This is a genomic window from Flavobacterium sp. WC2421 (assembly GCF_040822115.1).
Lineage (GTDB): Bacteria > Bacteroidota > Bacteroidia > Flavobacteriales > Flavobacteriaceae > Flavobacterium.
Map to the genome: position 1 here is coordinate 1887941 of NZ_CP162004.1, position 16932 is coordinate 1904872.

Below are 16932 nucleotides of genomic sequence, written 5' to 3' on the forward strand. Positions count from 1 at the left end.
CCAATTGTTCGATTGAAATTTTATATATTTGAGTACCTCATTTGCAATAAGAACTGAATTCTACTCATTTTAAATTTCCTTTTTATGATTGATAAAGTTACTCTCCGTGGTTCAATTTTTAGACATTTAGATGGTTTGGTAACTGCGCCAGTAGCCTATTCTTTGCATAAAAAAGGAGTTTTGGCTTTTTTGATGGATAAAAAGGAGGTAAGTTTAGCAGATCTTACCAATCATTTTTCGGCTAATGAAGGGTATCTCAATATAGGTTTGCGCGTTTTATGTTCGCAAGGTTTTTTGAAATACCATATCAATACTACTACAGATGAAATTAAATTTAGCTTGACTGATACAAGCGAAATTGCCTTTTCCTTTTTTGACCTTTATGAGGATGTGGTTGACCTGTTACAGTTTTCGATGCAATTTCATCCTAGGTTATTTGAAGAAGCTCCTTTTGAAAGGCTGAAAGTCATTTTTGAAAAATATAAAAAAAACTACAATCTAGTATTTTCAGAAGACTCCAAAATCAAGGAAGTACAACATCAAATATTGATGCATATTGAAGGGGTATTAGTTGGTCCTACTTTGGTCAGACTAGGAATGAGCGGAATGTTTCATAAGTATTTTATGGAAATCTCATTCCGACCAGAAGAGTTTCATAAAACACCAGAAAATTTTAAAGTCATCCTGGATTTTTTGACTTATTTGGGTTGGTTTACCCAAAAAAACGGAAATTATCAATTTACAGAAACGGGTTTGTTTTTTGCCAAAAGAGCATCTGCTTATGGAGTAACCGTTTCCTATTTGCCTACATTTAGTAAAATGGATGATTTGCTTTTTGGTAATCCTAATGTTTTGCGAAATACAAGTGATGGGGAGGACGAAATTCATGTAGACCGTGAAATGAATGTATGGGGTAGCGGTGGAGCTCATGACAGTTACTTCAAGGTTGTCGATGAGATTATTATTCAATTGTTTAATTTACCAATAGAAGATCAACCCAAAGGAATTTTAGATATGGGCTGTGGCAATGGTGCTTTCTTAGAACATATTTTTAATGTTATCGAAAGGCAAACCTTTCGAGGAAAAATACTTGATGACTATCCTTTGTTTCTCATAGGTGTTGATTACAATCAAGCTGCTTTGAAAGTAACGCGAGCCAATTTAATAAAAGCGGATATTTGGGCTAAAGTCATTTGGGGTGATATCGGTAGGCCAGATGTGCTTGCCGAAGATTTATTGGGAAATTATAATATTGATTTAAAGGATGTGCTGAATGTGAGAACTTTTTTGGATCACAACCGCATTTGGGAAGAACCAAAAAAACGTTCTCCAGAAAGAGATAGCCAATCTACTGGTGCTTTTGCTCACAGAGGAAAAAGGATTAGTACTAATGTAGTGGAAGATAATCTACTAGAGCATTTTAATAAATGGTCTCCTTATGTGCATAAGTACGGCTTGTTAATGATTGAGTTACATACCATTCCTCCAGCTTTGACTGCAGCTAATTTAGGGAAAACGGCTGCAACTGCTTATGATGCTACTCATGGATTTTCGGATCAATATATTGTAGAAATTCCTGTATTGCATAAAATTGCTGCAGAAGCGGGTTTGTATCCAGACATTTCATTTTTTAAACGGTTTCCAGATTCTAATATCGCCACGGTAAGTGTTAATTTATTAAAAGGGAAATAAGGTAAAAAAAAAGAGGAAGCCTTATCAAAAGCTTCCTCTTTTTTAATTAATCTCGCATAACAAAATCGCTCAGTGTTATAAAAGTACTGCCCGTTTTGGCATCATGATAAATATTATATTTTGTTGGGTAATTACCTGCTTTTGCAAAATGTTCCGGTTGAGAATAATTCAGTCTAGATTCCTCATTAGAAAGTAAATACTCTAAAGTTATCATAGGTTCTACAAATATCAAATCACCATCAAAGGATCCATAGATCATAATTTTGCTAAAGGGCAAATAATCGGGTAAGTTTAACGGTAGCCAGTGTTTTCCCATTTGAGCTTCAGCAGTACCACCATCAGGAGGTGTAAAATAATCAGCAGGCATATATCCCAAAGGCGGATAATTATTAAATAGATCATTTGTGCTTTCAGACCATGCTGGTATAGCCAGTTGTTCGTCGAGAGAGATCATATAAAAATGAATGTCAAAATGGGGTACATCAAAAACATGTTCTGGTTCATGGCCATTGGGATTCCAATTAAGTCCGATATGATCAAACGGTGTCAACTGATGTGCTTTAAGGTGTAGCGGAATAACAATTGTTGAACCTGCCAGCGGTGCATTATTTTTGTCTCTTTCTGGATTTAATAAGGCTTCAGCGGTCATTTCAATTCCAATTTCATTTGGATTACCACTGCCATCAACACTTATCCAGGAGCGCACTTTTCCGTATCCGAGTGTTACTTGAGGTCCCTTGAATACATTGAGCTTCATTGCATTCGTTTTTACATTAAAAGGTTTGGAGGTGTTTGTTTGTAAATCAGTAGAAATCATTTCGTCCTGACTGCAAGAATAGAGAAAAAATAAGCTTCCCAATAGAACCACTTTTTTGAGTAAAGTACACAAATTTTCCATAATTAAAATTTTTAAAGATTAGTTTTAATAATGTAGATAAGTTGAATTTGGGGAAATAAGAATGAGGTATACTAATTTACAAAACAATAAAGTATAAAATTGATACACTTTGCTTTTTGGGTATGTTTTGTGATAATTCTGTTGTCCATTATGGAATTAATAACTGTTGGTGCGAAATAGTGATTATACAATAACAAATTTCCCTTTTGCGGAATCGAATGTAATGTGTTCGTCTTTAAAGATTGTATTAAAACTCCCTTTTGAAATCAAATTGCACGGTTCGTCTTGGATGACTGTTTCTGCCGTCATAATAATCATTTCATCACTCAGTTGAATCGCCATATCGATATCATGTGTCGAAAATAAAATACATTTATTTGTTTCCTTTGTTAGTTTTTTTAGCAATTTGAAGAGTGCTACTTTGTGCAGTAAATCGAGATGGGTGGTAGGCTCATCAAGAATAATTAAAGGAGTATCTTGCGCCAATGCACGTGCTACCAACACTTTTTGCAATTGCCCGTCACTTATTTCGTAATGCTTTTTGGAGGCCAAATGACTGATTTTGGTCAGTTCAAGGGCTTCATTAATTTTAGCAACATCTTCATCGGATAAAGTTCCGATCCAATTGGTATACGGTTGACGTCCCAAAGCGACCAATTCGAAAACCGTCAAATTACTAGGCGGTAATTTTTCGGTTAAAACAATACTTAGATTTTGGGCTAGTTCTAATGGTTCATAATCAGTTACTTTTTTATCATTCAAATAGACAGCCCCTTCCAATGGTTTTTGAATTCCATTAATAGTGCGCAATAAAGTTGACTTCCCTATTCCATTAGCACCAATTAATGCTATAAGTTTTCCTTGCTGTAAATTCAGGTTGAGGTTTTTAGCAATGGTCGTAACTGCGCTTTTGGTTTTGTAACCAATGCTTAGGTTTGATGTGGATAGGATGTTTTTATTCATCAATTTTTTCGAGTTTATTTTTTAAACTTTTTTTATAAAACCGTCAAGGAGTTAAGGTACAGTATTGCCTAAATTTTCTAAATGAGATAAAAAATAAAGTCGTTTTTATGTTCAATCACCCCATCATTTTCCTCTTACGTACTAGTAACCAAATTACAATAGGTGCACCAAGTAGTGACGTAATCGCATTTATAGGTAAAGTTATATCAAAACCTGGCATTTGTGAAACTAGATCACATACAAGCATGATTCCCGCGCCAAGAAGAAGTGTACTCCAATATAAAACCGAATGATTACTAGTTTGGAATATAAGTTTTGCAATATGAGGAACTGCTAAACCTATAAAGGCAATTGGCCCTGCATAAGCCGTGATACTTCCCGCGAGAATACTAGTGGCAAGAATTATAGTAAGTCGCATTTTCTTGAAATTAAGTCCCAAACTTCTTGCGTAGTTTTCCCCAAGTAATAATGCATTTAAGGGTTTGATACTAAATAGACTTAATAGTAATCCTATGAAAACTGAAATGGATAAAATAGTTATAGAGGTCCAGGATAAATTACCGAGTGTTCCCATAGACCAAAAAGTAAATTTTTGTAATTGTTCTGCCGTGCTGAAATACGTAAGTGTTCCTACGATGGCACTGGTAAAACTACCAAACATCAAACCTACAATTAGAATGGCCATCGTATCACGCAAGCGATGAGAAACTAGGAGAACAGCTAATAAAACGATAGAACTTCCCATAGTTGACGCAAGAACGATTCCGTAAGAGGACAATAGAATAGTACTGATAAATGAGGGCATAAACGCAGCTCCTAAAATCACAAAAGCAACGCCTAAACTTGCACCTGAGCTCAGCCCTAAAACATAAGGTCCCGCAAGCGGATTTCTAAATAAAGTTTGCATCAGTAATCCGCTGATAGAAAGTCCCATTCCAACTAAAACAGCAGTGATAGCTTTGGGTAAGCGGTAATTAATAATAATATATTCCCAAGTGGATTTACTTGCTTGTCCTCCCGTTAAGCTGTTGTAAACTTCCTTGAACGGAATTGTTATCGAGCCAAAACTGATGTTTATAAAAAACAAAACGACCAATCCTATAGCCAGTAAAGAGAATAAAATGATATTTCGTTTTTGATTATTCAATTAGTATTTTTTTTATTTGTATTGTGTTTTTGATAATGGATCAGTTTTTAAAAACGAATCGGAAATCCGTTTTGTATGCTGTCTTATGGAGAGGGTTTAGTTTAGTTTAGTTTAGTTTAGTTTTTGTGCAAAGGTAAAAGTATAATTTGGAAGTAAATCAGCATGGAAAATTTTGATGTAATCTTTTAGGACTAAATCGGGTCGGCTAGGGGCTGATTCATAGTATATCGTTCCGCCAGTAGCGCCTATTTTACCCTCAAAAGTATATACTTGTTTGGTTTTAAAGGCATCAAATTGACTGTAATGTGGATTGATTTTTTCTAATTCAGCTACTGTTTTATAAGGGCCTGTAGCAATCCAATACTGAGCTGTTTTAGCTTTTTCTAATACTTTTTCGAATGATAATCCAATACTTCCCGTTCCTTCGGTGTCTGACCAAAGGTAATTAACTTTTGAATCTTTTAAAAATTGTGCAACCCAACTATTGGCTTTGGCCACATACCATTGATCTTGGTACATGGAACCGTATAATACTGTTGCTGTTGGTTTTTTGGTGGAAACCAAATCCAACGCTTCTTTGTAATTTTTAATAATAGCGTCAAATTGAGTTTTGGCTTCTTTCTCTTTTCCAAAAAGAGCGCCGTACAGTTTTATCCATTCTGCTTTTCCAAGAGGAGATTGCTCCATCCAATCTGCCTGAATACATACTTTTAAGCCACTTTTTGCAAGATTATCAATCATTGGATTATTGTTGTCAATACCAAAAGTCACTATAAGCTCTGGGTTCATTTCTATCAATTGCTCTATATTTAATTTTTCGTTTTGCCCTACATTTTTAACGGTTCCATTATCAATTAATTTTCTGGTTTTTTTAGAAGAAATGTAGTCTGTATGTGGGAATCCAGCCAATCGATTTTCCACTCCTAGCATTTCCAAATAAGGGACAATCGTAGTAGAAGTTACCACAATCGACTCTAGAGGTACCTGGATGGTATTGTATTTTTTCAAACTATCTGGGATGGCGCTGTTTTTCTCTTTTAAGATATAAGTAAAATCTTTTTCAGCATTGGGCCATGGGTTGATTACCTTCACTATAGAAAAGCCTTCGTACTTGTATATGGCTAAGCTATTTGCATATTCAATTTCGTTTTTTGCGTTTAAAATGGATTTAGTTTCTGATTTATCTGCTTTTTTACAACTAATGAAGGAGAGAAGAACAACTAGTAAAAGAATTTTATAGGAAGAAAGTTTCATGATGCTATTTTATGATTTAAGCAAAGGTAAAAGAAATTACAAAAAAAATCTTGTTTATTTTTTAGCCAAAAAAAATCAACAAATACTATCTTTACAGCATGAATGGAATAAAAGCGAAACAGTGTTCAAGTTGTGGAACTAACTTTGGTTGTGGAGATACATTAGAAGGAACTAGATGTTGGTGTAATGATTTTCCGCCGATATTTGTTCCTACAACAGCAATTGATTGTCTTTGCCCAAAATGTTTTAAAGTTTCTTGTTCAGATAAAATTGAGGAGTATGTAAAGACATTGACTCAGGAAACTGTTCTCCATAATAAAGCGACCTCGCTGCCTAAGTCTAATAATTTGATTGAAGGTATTGATTATTATTTAGAGAATGGGAATTATGTTTTTAAAGCATTTTTTCATTTAAAAAGAGGAAGTTGTTGTACGAATGGTTGTCGTCATTGTCCATATAATTTAAACCCAAAAAAAACAAATTAAGGCCTAATTTATAGGTTGAAATCTATTTAATAATTAACAATTTATAACTAATAATTAAAGATGATATATTTAATTACAGGAGGAGAACGCTCTGGCAAAAGTAGTTATGCTGAAAATTTAGCAAAAGAATTATCGGCTAAACCCATGTATGTTGCAACAGCGAGAAAATGGGACGATGATTTTCAAAAAAGAATAGATCGTCATCAAAAAGACCGTGATGAACGCTGGATTAACATCGAAAAAGAAAAGCACTTGAGTGAAATTGATTTCTCCGGTAATGTTGCGATAGTAGATTGTGTTACACTTTGGTTGACTAACTTTTTTATAGATACTAAAAATGATGTTGCTTTGTGTTTAGAACAAGCCAAAGCAGAGTTTGACAAAATAGCAAATCAAGAAAACGCGACTATTATTATTGTTACCAATGAAATAGGAATGGGGGTTCATGCTGAAACGCATATTGGCCGAAAATTTACCGAATTACAAGGTTGGATGAATCAGTATATTGCAAAAAGAGCAGATAAAGTGGTTTTAATGGTTTCAGGAATTCCTGTTACAATAAAAGGACAATAATGAATTTTTTAACTTCTTGGAGTGGTGGAAAAGACAGTTGTTATGCCATGATGCAGGCAATTGATCAAGGTTTAGTTCCTAAAGTATTGCTGAATATGATGAACGAAAATGGTAAAATATCCCGTTCTCATGGATTGCCTTTGTCAATTTTAAATCAACAAGCCCAAAAAATGCAATTGCCTCTGGAAGGCGTTCCTGCAACATGGGGTGATTATGAAGCAAAGTTTATCAGTACTTTAAAAACGCTTAAAGCAAAATATGATTTGGATGCCGCCGTTTTTGGCGATATCGATTTGCAAGCCCATAAAGACTGGGAAGATAAAGTATGTGAAGCAGCTTCTCTAAAAGCAATTTTGCCTTTGTGGCAGCAAGACCGAATCACATTAGTGAACGAAATGATTGATAATGGCATAGAAACTATGATTGTTTCTTGCAATACAATGATGGGCGAAAATTATTTAGGAAAAGTACTAACGAAGGAATTAGCAGTAGAACTGAAAGAAAAAGGAATTGATCCTTGTGGTGAAAACGGCGAGTTTCATACTTTGGTTTTAAATTGTCCTCTTTTTTCAGAAAGGATTAGCCTTCCTGAGTTTTCGATAAAAACCTATAACGACTATTGTTTTATTGTTTGGGAAGATTTCGTTTAGAAATTGAATCAATAAACCAAGTATAAAAAACTACGATGACCTATTTAGATGAAATTTTAAAATCCCGTCGCGACACCCGACATTTTACAAATGAGGAAGTTCCTGATGCCGTTATCCAAAAAGCCCTTCAGGCTGGACATTGGGCACCATCTGTGGGTTTGACCGACGCTACAAAATATTATCTGATCAAATCGGACGAAATTAAGAAAGCGGTTAAAGAATTGTTTTTGGATTATGATAATAAAGCTGCAAATCAAACCGATAGCAAACAACAAAAGGAAGATTATAAAGCTTTAAAACTAGAAGCAATTGAAGAAGCTCCGCTAGGACTCGTGATTTGCTATGACCGTTCAGTTTTGAATAATTTCACTATTGGAACCGTAGGAAGCAATGAAGCAATTAAATTTAGTGCTGTTTGTGCTGCTCAAAATATATGGTTGTCTTTGACAGAGCAGGGATTTTCAATGGGTTGGATTTCGATTTTAAATTATTATCAGTTCAAACAATTACTAGGATTACCAGAACATATTGAACCATTGGGTTACTTCTGTGTAGGCAAACCCGCAACTAATTATGATCAACAACCGATGTTACAACAATTGAACTGGAAACAAAAATCAGAAGTTCCTTTTATAGAAGAAATCAAGATGATGCATTCTAAGAGTAAAATTACACCAACGGAAAAAAAAGGTAAAATAGATGCTAAAGATGATATTTCAGCAGTTTTAAAAATTAAAATTGATGCTAAAACGAAGCCCACGGGTTCATTAGGGATTCTTGAAAAACTTGCCCAACAAATAGGTGAGGTTTTCCAAACATTAGAGCCCAAACTAATTCAACCCAATATTGTAGTTTTTGCTGCTGATCATGGAATTGCGACACATGGAGTGAGTTCATATCCACAAGATGTTACACGCCAAATGGTAACTAATTTTCTAGAAGGAGGAGCGGCAATAAATGTTTTTTGCAAACAAAATAATATTAAATTATCGATTGTAGATGCTGGAGTGAATTATGATTTCCCTCCTAATGTCAAGTTGATTTCAGCAAAAGTAGGCAAGGGGACTCAGTCGTATTCTACTGGACCTGCAATGAGTAGAACCGAATTGAATTTGTGTTTTTCTAAAGGTGCCGCGGTTGTAGATGCTATTGCAAAAACTGGTAGTAATTGTATCGGTTTTGGTGAAATGGGTATTGGAAATACTTCGACAGCTTCCGTTTTGATGAGTTTAATTACTAAAATTCCTTTGGAAGATTGCGTGGGATTAGGAACAGGAGTGAGTGATGAAAAATTGATTCAGAAACAAAAAATCCTTAAAACCGCTGTTGATAATTATTGGGGTTCAGAAGATTTAGAGGAAAAATTAGCGTATTTTGGCGGATTTGAAATCATGCAAATGGCTGCGGGAATACAAGCGGCTTATGAAAATAACATGCTAATTCTTGTTGATGGATTTATTTGTAGTGTGGCTTTTTTGATTGCTCATCAAAAAAATCCTGTTATTATAAAGAACGCTGTTTTTTGCCATTGCTCAGCTGAACAAGCACATGTGAAGTTACTGGATTATTTGGGAGTTGAGTCTGTTTTACAATTGGGATTGCGTTTAGGCGAAGGGACAGGTTGTGCGGTTGCATTTCCTATTATTGAGTCGGCTGTGGCATTTTTAAATGAAATGGCTAGTTTTGAAAGTGCTGGGATTAGCGGCTCATAAATACGATGTTACGATGCATTGCTATGCATCTTTGATAAAAAAAGAATCTTAATAAAATGAAAAAAGAATTACATATATTTTTTACGGCTTTAATGTTTTATACTCGGATTCCATGTCCTAAAAACATAGATCATAACCCGGATTATTTAAACAAAGCCTCTCGCTATTTTCCGTTTATCGGCTGGATAGTAGGTGTTGTAGCATTTGGTGTTTTTAGTTTGTTTAGCTATTTAATAAGTCCTGAAATAGCTGTTATTGTTTCTATGATTGCTTCTATTCTAGTTACGGGGGCTTTTCATGAAGATGGCTTTGCTGATGTTTGTGATGGTTTTGGCGGTGGATGGACCAAAGAAAAAATTCTCTTAATCATGAAAGACAGTGCAATTGGTGCTTATGGATCGATAGGAGTAGTTTTATTGTTTTTATTAAAATTTCAGGCTTTATCCCATATAGTTTCTACAATCGATTTATTAAATATTCAGACGCAAATAGTTGTTTTTCTACTGTTTGTTTCGGCTCATGCTGTCAGTCGTTTGGCAGCTATTTCGATTGTTTTTACTCATGAATATTCAAGAGAGGATGCAAGCAGTAAAAGCAAACCTATTGCACAAAATTATACATGGAGAGAAGTAGTAGGTGCATTCTTTTTTGGGTTATTGCCACTTGTAATTTTGGCTTGTTTTCAGTGGCAATTCCTTTTGGTTTTAGTACCAGTTTTTCTGACGCGATTTTTTTTGGCGAGTTATTTCCAAAAATGGATTGATGGCTATACAGGTGATTGTTTAGGCGCAACCCAACAAGTATGTGAAGTAGTAATTTATTTATCAGTAATTATTTTATGGAAGTTTATTTAGTACGCCACACCGAGACGGTTTGTGAAAAAGGAATTTGTTATGGGCAATCGGATGTTCAGATTTTGGAACCGTATTTGGAATTATTTGATTCAATAAAAAACCAAATTCCAAAAGATGCTGTTGTGTATTCCAGTCCTTTAGTTCGTTGTACTACACTCGCTAATTATCTTTCGGCTTCAATAATTACAGATGCTCGTTTAATGGAAATGAATTTTGGGGATTGGGAAATGAAAAAGTGGGATGTGATTCCTCCTGATGATTTTACACCATGGATGAATGACTTTGTCAATGTCAGTGTTCCTAACGGAGAATCCTTTGTTGATTTGTATAATAGAGTGAATGATTTTTTAGAAAACGAACTTAAAAGCACCGTTAAAAGACCAATTGTGATTGTAGCACACGCAGGAGTTATTAGAAGTATCCTGTGTAAAGTAACTAATGTACCACTAAAAGATGCATTTAATAATAAAGTCAATTTTGGTGCAGTTGTTAAAATAGAATTGTAACTAGTTGTTTATTAGTGTTTAGTGAGTAATTGGTATCTTTTGTTTAAAAAAATGCTCAATAGTTTCTACAAATTAGTTTTAAAGCTGAATTTAGTTTTATCTTTGCCGCCGTATTGAGGTTGTGCGTTTGTTTTATTGCAAAGCACATTAAAAGGGAATCAAGTAAATTTTTTGGAATTTTAATCTAAAATTCTAAATGAGTAATCTTGGGCTGTACCCGCAACTGTAAGCTAAAAAGCTTGTTGTTATCTACAAAACCATTGTTCGCCACGGCGAATGAGAAGGTAAACATCAAGACGCAAGCCAGGAGACCTGCCTACTACATCGAGTATCAAACTTTCGGGAAAAAAGGTTTGGGTATGGGTCATTCTATGCTTTTCTCCCCAATTTATTAAATTTTACATTTTTAAAATGAACAAAAAAATCGTTCGCATAAGTGCGATTGCATTGTTGTTTGCAATGAATTGTTTTGCACAAGAACAAAAGTCAAATCAATTAGATGAGGTTGTAATTTCTGATTCAAAATTTGCTTTGCCAAAAGAAAAATCTGGAAAAGTAATCGTTAAGATTACCGCTGAAGATTTAAAGAAAAAACAAGGGCAATCTCTAGCTGCTGTTTTAAGTACTGTTGCTGGAGTAGAAATTAATGGAAACCAAAGCCGTAACGGTAAGGATTTAGGTCTTTACATTCGCGGAGGAAGAGGACATCAAGTTTTAATCCTGATTGATGGTGTACCAGTTACGGATGCGTCGGGGATTAATTTATCCTATGATTTACGTTTGCTTCCTGTAGAACAAGTGGAGAGTATTGAAATTATGAAAGGGGCTGCAAGTACTTTATATGGTTCTGGAGCAGCTACGGGAGTAATTAATATTACTTTGAAAAAAGCAACTAATAAAGAAATTGCTGGAAATGTGTATATGAATATGGGTACACAAACCGTTGCTAATAAAGCGAATTACAAACCTCAGGAGTATAATCAAGGTTTTTCGTTGAACGGACGTACCGATAAAGTCAATTATTTTGCTTCCTTGAATAGTACTGAATCTACAGGAATATCAGAAGCTAAGCCAGAAAATGAAGGTGTTGATTTTGAAAAAGATAAATTTTCAAGAATAAATTCATTAGTGAAATTAGGATTTACTCCAACTAAAAAGTTGAGTTTGGACTTTTCTGCTAATTATGACAAAGTGAAAAGTGATTTTGATTCGGGATCATTTGTGGATAATAAAATGAATTTTTCTACCTCAGAACAATACAGAGTTGGGTTTTCTCCAAAGTACAAATATGAAAAAGGAGAATTTGTGATGAACTCAAGTGCAAGTTCGATTGACAGATCGATTTTTAATTACGGAAGCTTTTCGTATTACAAATCAAGAAGTATAAATGCGGATGTGTTTAATAAATACAATGTTGCGTCACAATTGTTTATCGTTACTGGTGCTCAATTTCAATTCCATGAAATGTCAAATAAAAGTGATTATGATGCTATCGAAAGTAGTTTAGCAAAATTCAATATGATTGATCCTTATTTAACTGCGGTATATAATTCAGAGTTTGGATTTAATTTAAATGCTGGAGCACGTTTGAATATTCATAGCAAGTATGGTAATAATTTGGTTTTTAATGTGAATCCTTCCTATAAATTGCAAAACCTTCCATTGAAAATCTTAGCTTCTTATAGTACTGCATATGTTACTCCAAGTTTATATCAGTTGTATTCACCTTACGGAGATTTGAATTTGTCACCTGAGAAAGATGCTACTGCTGAGGTAGGTTTTGAAGCGAGTCTGTTCGGTAAAAAAGTAACTTTAACGTCAGTTGCTTTTACAAGAGAAGAGACAGATGCTATTGGTTTTGATTTAATGACCTACAAATATTTTAACGTAAATGGTTTAAATAAGGCAAAAGGGTTAGAAACAATGGTGGTATATGCTCCGAACGATAAAGTAAGTTTTAATGTAAACTATACTTTTACAGAATTAGAGCGACAATCGCGTATTTTAAATCCTAAACATAAAGTGAATGCTGGAATTGATGTTCAGGCCACGCCACGTTTAGCATTTAGTGCTGCTTATCAATTTGTTTCGGATCGCTACACAGAATACACTACTTATCCAGCCCCATCGTATAACGCTGTATTGAATTCAGAAATTTTAAAAGACTATCAATTAGTTAATGCAAATGTTCGTTATGATCTTATTAAAAACAGAATGAATATTTTTGGAGCTGTTGATAATATCCTTGATAAAGATTTTGTTGAGACAAGAGGTTTTAGTACAAGAGGTAGAAATATTAAGGTAGGTTTGAATATTTTGTTTTAATATAATAGTCAAGATTGTTAAAAAAAATCCCACATTCAAGTTAATTCTTGGAGTGGGATTTTTGCTTTTGAAAATGGTATTATTTTAATTCAGCAATACATTCTATTATTTTTTTTGCAATTTGATTTTGTTCGTTATTATTAGAAAGATTTTTTTTGTCACTTTCATTAGTTAAATATCCCAATTCCATTATAACTGCTGGAACCTCTGAGTTTTTCAAAATAAAAAAATTCGCATTCTTTATTTCAGCAACTTTAAAATTTGAATTTAAAAACTTAGTTTGAAAATTTTCGGCTATTGTATTTGACTTTTCATAATTGGTAGATTCTTTTGAAACATAAAATTCCATACCTGAAGTAGTATTGTTTTTACTTGCGTTCACATGTATTGATAAAACCAAATCGGGTTTGATTGTATTTATAAAATCAGTTCTATCTTGTAATGGAATAAATTTATCTGTCGATCGAGTAAAATGAAAAACGATATTTTTATTTTTACTGAATGCCTTGATTTTTGTAATCACTTGTTCTACAATTTGTTTTTCAGATAAATCATCTTGGGTGATTCCAAAATCTTCTCCACCATGTCCAGCATCAATAACTACATTAATCTGTTTTAGTACTTTATTTTTGGGGCTTATAAAAGCAAAAGAAGTAAAAGCTATCAAAATTAAAAATGATTTAATAAGTTTTTTCATAACTAGCATAGTTTTTACATTAGGTTGGTTATATATAACGTATTGAATTCTAATTTATTATATTCTACTGTTAATTATTTCAATGCTTTTAAAAGCCCTTCTGGTGCTTTCTCTATATACATTTGGTTTTGTAAACCGTCAATCGATTTTGTGTCTTTAAAATAATTAAAATCTTGTTCAGGGTTTTGTTTTAGCATTTTTCCTGTTCCTGTAATTTTTCCTATTGCCGTACTCAATAAAGGTTCTGAACTATTTCCAAGAACGTCTAAGTTTCCTAAATTTTCTTTTAATTGGTAAGTAGGAGTAAGGCCATTATAATAATCTCCAAAACCAGCAGCATTGATTATCTTCAATACTATTGGTTGCATCGCATAACGATGGTTAGGATTCCTATTGTCTTTTCCAAAAGTAGGGGAGTCATATAATGTAACCGACCCAACATTTTTCCCTGTAGTAATATCGCCTATTTGTACTACATCCATATAGGGTTTTAAGCCATTGATTACTAATTCACTTGCTGACGCAGTGCTTTTGGTGGTTAGGATGTAAATTTTTGATAAATTTAAACTGTTGATAGGTGTTGTCCCAATTTGGTCTGTAAAGTTATTGTTTAGGGCTTCTGGATTATTAGAGGCAAAATAGTCGTTTATCTTTGAGTTCCACTGTTGTTTTGCGAAAATTTGTCCTGTATATTGTCCCGTAATCATACTGGCTAAGCGGGTAGCAGTAAGTACTGAACCTCCACCATTGTAACGTAAATCTAATACTAAGTCAGTAATACCTTGTGATTTTAAAGATTCAAATGCTGCATTCAATTGAGTATCATATTCAGCATAAAAACCATTGTACATCAGGTAACCTATTTTATGTGCACCATTTGTAATAACTTTGTTTATTAATATTGGATTTTCGGCTACCGTTGTTTTAACTAGGTCCACTGATTTTCCATTAGATGTAATAGCACCTCCATTGTAGTCGGCTAAATTTAAAGTATAGCTATCAGCTCCTAATAAAGTTTGATAATTGCTTATAGTAAGTTGGGTTCCATTAACACCGTAAAAGATACTCCCTCTTTGAATGTTTTTTGTCGCTGCATCAGAATTTGGAAGAATGTAACGAACATAACCAAATATTTCAGTAGTACTTCCCGGTTTGTATACAAGCCCAAATTCTGCTCCATGATTTTTTGAGATTCCTCCAAGGGCCTGCTCTAATTCTAAATAATCACTTACAATCCAGCTAAAGCGATCAATACTTTTATCCACTCTTAGCGCATCAAATAATTCTTCTGGAACAGGATATCCTCTCAAAAATACATTAAGTTGATCTTGAGAAGCAAAACGATCATCGGCTAAGTTAGGCACATCTGCTTGCCATAAATAGTATTGATTCAATCCTTTCCAGATAAAATCTTGAACCTCTAAATTTATTGGTGCTGCTGTGTCATCTTGATCTTGACAACTCTGGAAGGTTAAAGCAGCTAAAAATAATAAAAGTGTAAACTTGAATGTTGTTCTCATATTTGGGGTTTAATATGTATATGAACGTAAAAATACTATCTTTAGTTTTAATTGTTTGTTTTTTTGTAACAAAAATTAAACTGTTTCGTCTTGATATTATAAGGGCAATTGATTTAAATTGTATGCCAAGCGAATTGCAAATCGTAAAATAGAAAAAATAAGTAGTAACATATGAATCAAGTGCAATTTTTGGAACTGACTTCTCCTTTCAAAGACAAACTCTTTCGATTGGCAAAGCGTCTGCTTATTAGCACGGAAGAAGCAGAAGACGCTACCCAAGAAGTACTTGTAAAACTATGGCATAAAAGCGAAAGTCTGAATGGTTTTAATAGTGTAGAAGCATTTGCAATGACAATAACAAAAAACCATTGTTTGGATCAGTTAAAATCTAAGAGGGTTAATAATATTAAAATTGTTCATGATAATTATGCTGATACTACTCCAAGTTTAGAAAAGAAAATAGAAGATGATGATAGTCTTGATTGGGTTGGAAAAATTATTAACCAATTGCCAGAACAACAACGGCTCATAATTCAAATGAGAGATATTGAACAATATGAATTTGAAGAGATTGCAAAAATTATGCAAATGAATGAAACGGCTATTCGTGTAGCGCTTTCAAGAGCAAGAAAAAAGATAAGAGAATGCATGACAAAAATTAATAATTATGGAATGGAATAAAATTGAAATACTTTTAGAAAAATATTTCGAAGGGGAAACAAGTAGTATGGATGAAAAAGAGTTGCAAAATTATTTTTCTTCTCCAAATGTTGCGCAGCATTTAGAGCAATACAAGCCTTTATTTGATTATTTTTCTATTGCGGCAACTCAAAAGTTTGCACCTGAAATACCACTACAATCTAAAAAACGTAAAGTAGCGTGGTTATCTATTGCAGCTTCAGTTGTTATTATGTTAGGTGTTAGTACGTATATGTATTTTGATAATAAAGTTGCTAATCAAGACCTAGGGACCTATACTAATCCAGAGGTTGCTTTAAAGGAAACACAGAAAGCATTGGCAATGTTATCAACTCATGTAAATACTGGCATAGTAAGTGTTAACTACATTCAAGAATACGAGGATTCAAAACAATTAATTTTTAAACAATAACAAATACTAAAAAAATGAAAAAATTTATAATCACACTAGTAATTGCATTAATAGCAACTCCGTTTTTTGCCCAATCGGCTTTTGATAAATTTGATGGACAAGATGATGTGACTTCAATTATTGTCAACAAAAAAATGTTTGACTTGATGAGTAAAGTAAAAGTTGATGCATCTGATAAGGAAACGCAACAATACATGAATTTAATCAAAAAATTAGACAACTTAAAAGTTTTCACTACAAGTAGTTCTAGAGCAACAGCTGATATGAAATCAGCAGCCGATAAATATATAAAAACAGCTGGATTAGAAGAATTAATGCGTGTAAATGACAGTGGTAAAAATATAAAAATATTAGTAAAATCAGGTGCCTCAGACAGTCAAATAAAAGAGTTGTTAATGTTCATTGAAGGAGGAAGTAAAACAAATGAAACGGTGTTAATGTCTTTGACAGGTAATTTTGACTTGAATGAAATTTCAGTTTTAACTGATAAAATGAGAATACCTGGTGGCGATGACCTGAAGAAAGCAACTAAAGGAAGAAAGTAA

The 16932-nt window shown here is 33.6% G+C and carries 17 protein-coding genes and 1 riboswitch; of the genes, 11 read left to right on the forward strand and 6 right to left on the reverse strand.

Annotation, left to right across the window (positions count from 1 at the left end; translation table 11 throughout):
- Window positions 1-84 precede the first annotated feature (84 nt).
- Window positions 85-1692, forward strand: coding sequence for a class I SAM-dependent methyltransferase (locus tag AB3G33_RS08080; RefSeq protein ID WP_367774023.1), 1608 nt, complete (start codon window positions 85-87; stop codon window positions 1690-1692).
- Window positions 1693-1738: 46 nt separating this feature from the next.
- Here AB3G33_RS08080 and AB3G33_RS08085 read toward each other — a convergent pair whose 3' ends face one another.
- The 4 genes from AB3G33_RS08085 to AB3G33_RS08100 form a co-directional block, all read right to left on the reverse strand.
- Window positions 1739-2590: a hypothetical protein gene (locus AB3G33_RS08085; protein WP_367774025.1), complete on the reverse strand. Its 852-nt coding sequence runs from the start codon at window positions 2588-2590 to the stop codon at window positions 1739-1741.
- A 183-nt stretch (window positions 2591-2773) separates the two neighbouring features.
- Window positions 2774-3553, reverse strand: a complete 780-nt coding sequence (locus tag AB3G33_RS08090; RefSeq protein WP_367774027.1) for an ABC transporter ATP-binding protein — start codon at window positions 3551-3553, stop codon at window positions 2774-2776.
- Window positions 3554-3668: 115 nt separating this feature from the next.
- Window positions 3669-4700: an iron chelate uptake ABC transporter family permease subunit gene (locus AB3G33_RS08095; protein WP_367774029.1), complete on the reverse strand. Its 1032-nt coding sequence runs from the start codon at window positions 4698-4700 to the stop codon at window positions 3669-3671.
- Between the two features lie 111 nt (window positions 4701-4811).
- The gene (locus AB3G33_RS08100) at window positions 4812-5954 is read right to left on the reverse strand and encodes an ABC transporter substrate-binding protein (RefSeq protein WP_367774031.1); all 1143 of its coding nucleotides are present in this window, start codon (window positions 5952-5954) and stop codon (window positions 4812-4814) included.
- A gap of 98 nt (window positions 5955-6052) precedes the next feature.
- Here AB3G33_RS08100 and AB3G33_RS08105 point away from each other — a divergent pair, with 98 nt between their 5' ends.
- The 7 genes from AB3G33_RS08105 to AB3G33_RS08135 all read left to right on the forward strand — a co-directional run bounded on the left by AB3G33_RS08105 (window position 6053) and on the right by AB3G33_RS08135 (window position 13059).
- A complete protein-coding gene (locus AB3G33_RS08105; RefSeq protein ID WP_367774033.1) occupies window positions 6053-6439 on the forward strand; it encodes a DUF5522 domain-containing protein in 387 nt (128 codons plus the stop codon).
- Window positions 6440-6499: 60 nt separating this feature from the next.
- On the forward strand, window positions 6500-7012 hold the full coding sequence (cobU, locus tag AB3G33_RS08110) for a bifunctional adenosylcobinamide kinase/adenosylcobinamide-phosphate guanylyltransferase (RefSeq protein WP_367774036.1): 513 nt from the start codon (window positions 6500-6502) through the stop codon (window positions 7010-7012).
- On the forward strand, window positions 7012-7662 hold the full coding sequence (locus AB3G33_RS08115; RefSeq protein WP_367774038.1) for a diphthine--ammonia ligase: 651 nt from the start codon (window positions 7012-7014) through the stop codon (window positions 7660-7662). Before cobU ends, AB3G33_RS08115 begins: the two co-directional genes overlap by 1 nt.
- Window positions 7663-7697: 35 nt before the next feature.
- A complete protein-coding gene (cobT, locus tag AB3G33_RS08120; RefSeq protein WP_367774040.1) occupies window positions 7698-9374 on the forward strand; it encodes a nicotinate-nucleotide--dimethylbenzimidazole phosphoribosyltransferase in 1677 nt (558 codons plus the stop codon).
- A gap of 56 nt (window positions 9375-9430) precedes the next feature.
- Window positions 9431-10228 carry an adenosylcobinamide-GDP ribazoletransferase gene (locus tag AB3G33_RS08125; protein ID WP_367774042.1) on the forward strand — a complete coding sequence of 266 codons (798 nt, stop codon included), beginning with the start codon at window positions 9431-9433 and terminating at the stop codon, window positions 10226-10228.
- On the forward strand, window positions 10213-10734 hold the full coding sequence (gene cobC, locus AB3G33_RS08130) for an alpha-ribazole phosphatase (RefSeq protein ID WP_367774044.1): 522 nt from the start codon (window positions 10213-10215) through the stop codon (window positions 10732-10734). The genes AB3G33_RS08125 and cobC overlap by 16 nt, the downstream gene beginning before the upstream one ends.
- 106 nt (window positions 10735-10840) lie before the next feature.
- Window positions 10841-11069, forward strand: a riboswitch (cobalamin riboswitch).
- Between the two features lie 76 nt (window positions 11070-11145).
- Window positions 11146-13059: a TonB-dependent receptor plug domain-containing protein gene (locus tag AB3G33_RS08135; protein WP_367774046.1), complete on the forward strand. Its 1914-nt coding sequence runs from the start codon at window positions 11146-11148 to the stop codon at window positions 13057-13059.
- 79 nt (window positions 13060-13138) lie between these two features.
- Here the strand turns inward: AB3G33_RS08135 and AB3G33_RS08140 are convergent, their stop codons facing one another.
- Window positions 13139-13756 carry an N-acetylmuramoyl-L-alanine amidase gene (locus tag AB3G33_RS08140; protein ID WP_367774048.1) on the reverse strand — a complete coding sequence of 206 codons (618 nt, stop codon included), beginning with the start codon at window positions 13754-13756 and terminating at the stop codon, window positions 13139-13141.
- Window positions 13757-13830: 74 nt separating this feature from the next.
- A complete protein-coding gene (locus tag AB3G33_RS08145; RefSeq protein WP_367774050.1) occupies window positions 13831-15276 on the reverse strand; it encodes a S41 family peptidase in 1446 nt (481 codons plus the stop codon).
- Window positions 15277-15447: 171 nt separating this feature from the next.
- Between AB3G33_RS08145 and AB3G33_RS08150 the strand changes: the two genes are divergently transcribed.
- The 3 genes from AB3G33_RS08150 to AB3G33_RS08160 are packed head-to-tail and all read left to right on the forward strand — an operon-like array spanning window position 15448 to window position 16932.
- On the forward strand, window positions 15448-15957 hold the full coding sequence (locus AB3G33_RS08150) for an RNA polymerase sigma factor (RefSeq protein ID WP_367774052.1): 510 nt from the start codon (window positions 15448-15450) through the stop codon (window positions 15955-15957).
- The gene (locus AB3G33_RS08155; RefSeq protein ID WP_367757754.1) at window positions 15944-16387 is read left to right on the forward strand and encodes a hypothetical protein; all 444 of its coding nucleotides are present in this window, start codon (window positions 15944-15946) and stop codon (window positions 16385-16387) included. The genes AB3G33_RS08150 and AB3G33_RS08155 overlap by 14 nt, the downstream gene beginning before the upstream one ends.
- Before the next feature lie 14 nt (window positions 16388-16401).
- Complete coding sequence (locus tag AB3G33_RS08160) at window positions 16402-16932, forward strand: DUF4252 domain-containing protein (protein WP_367757756.1); 531 nt, start codon at window positions 16402-16404, stop codon at window positions 16930-16932.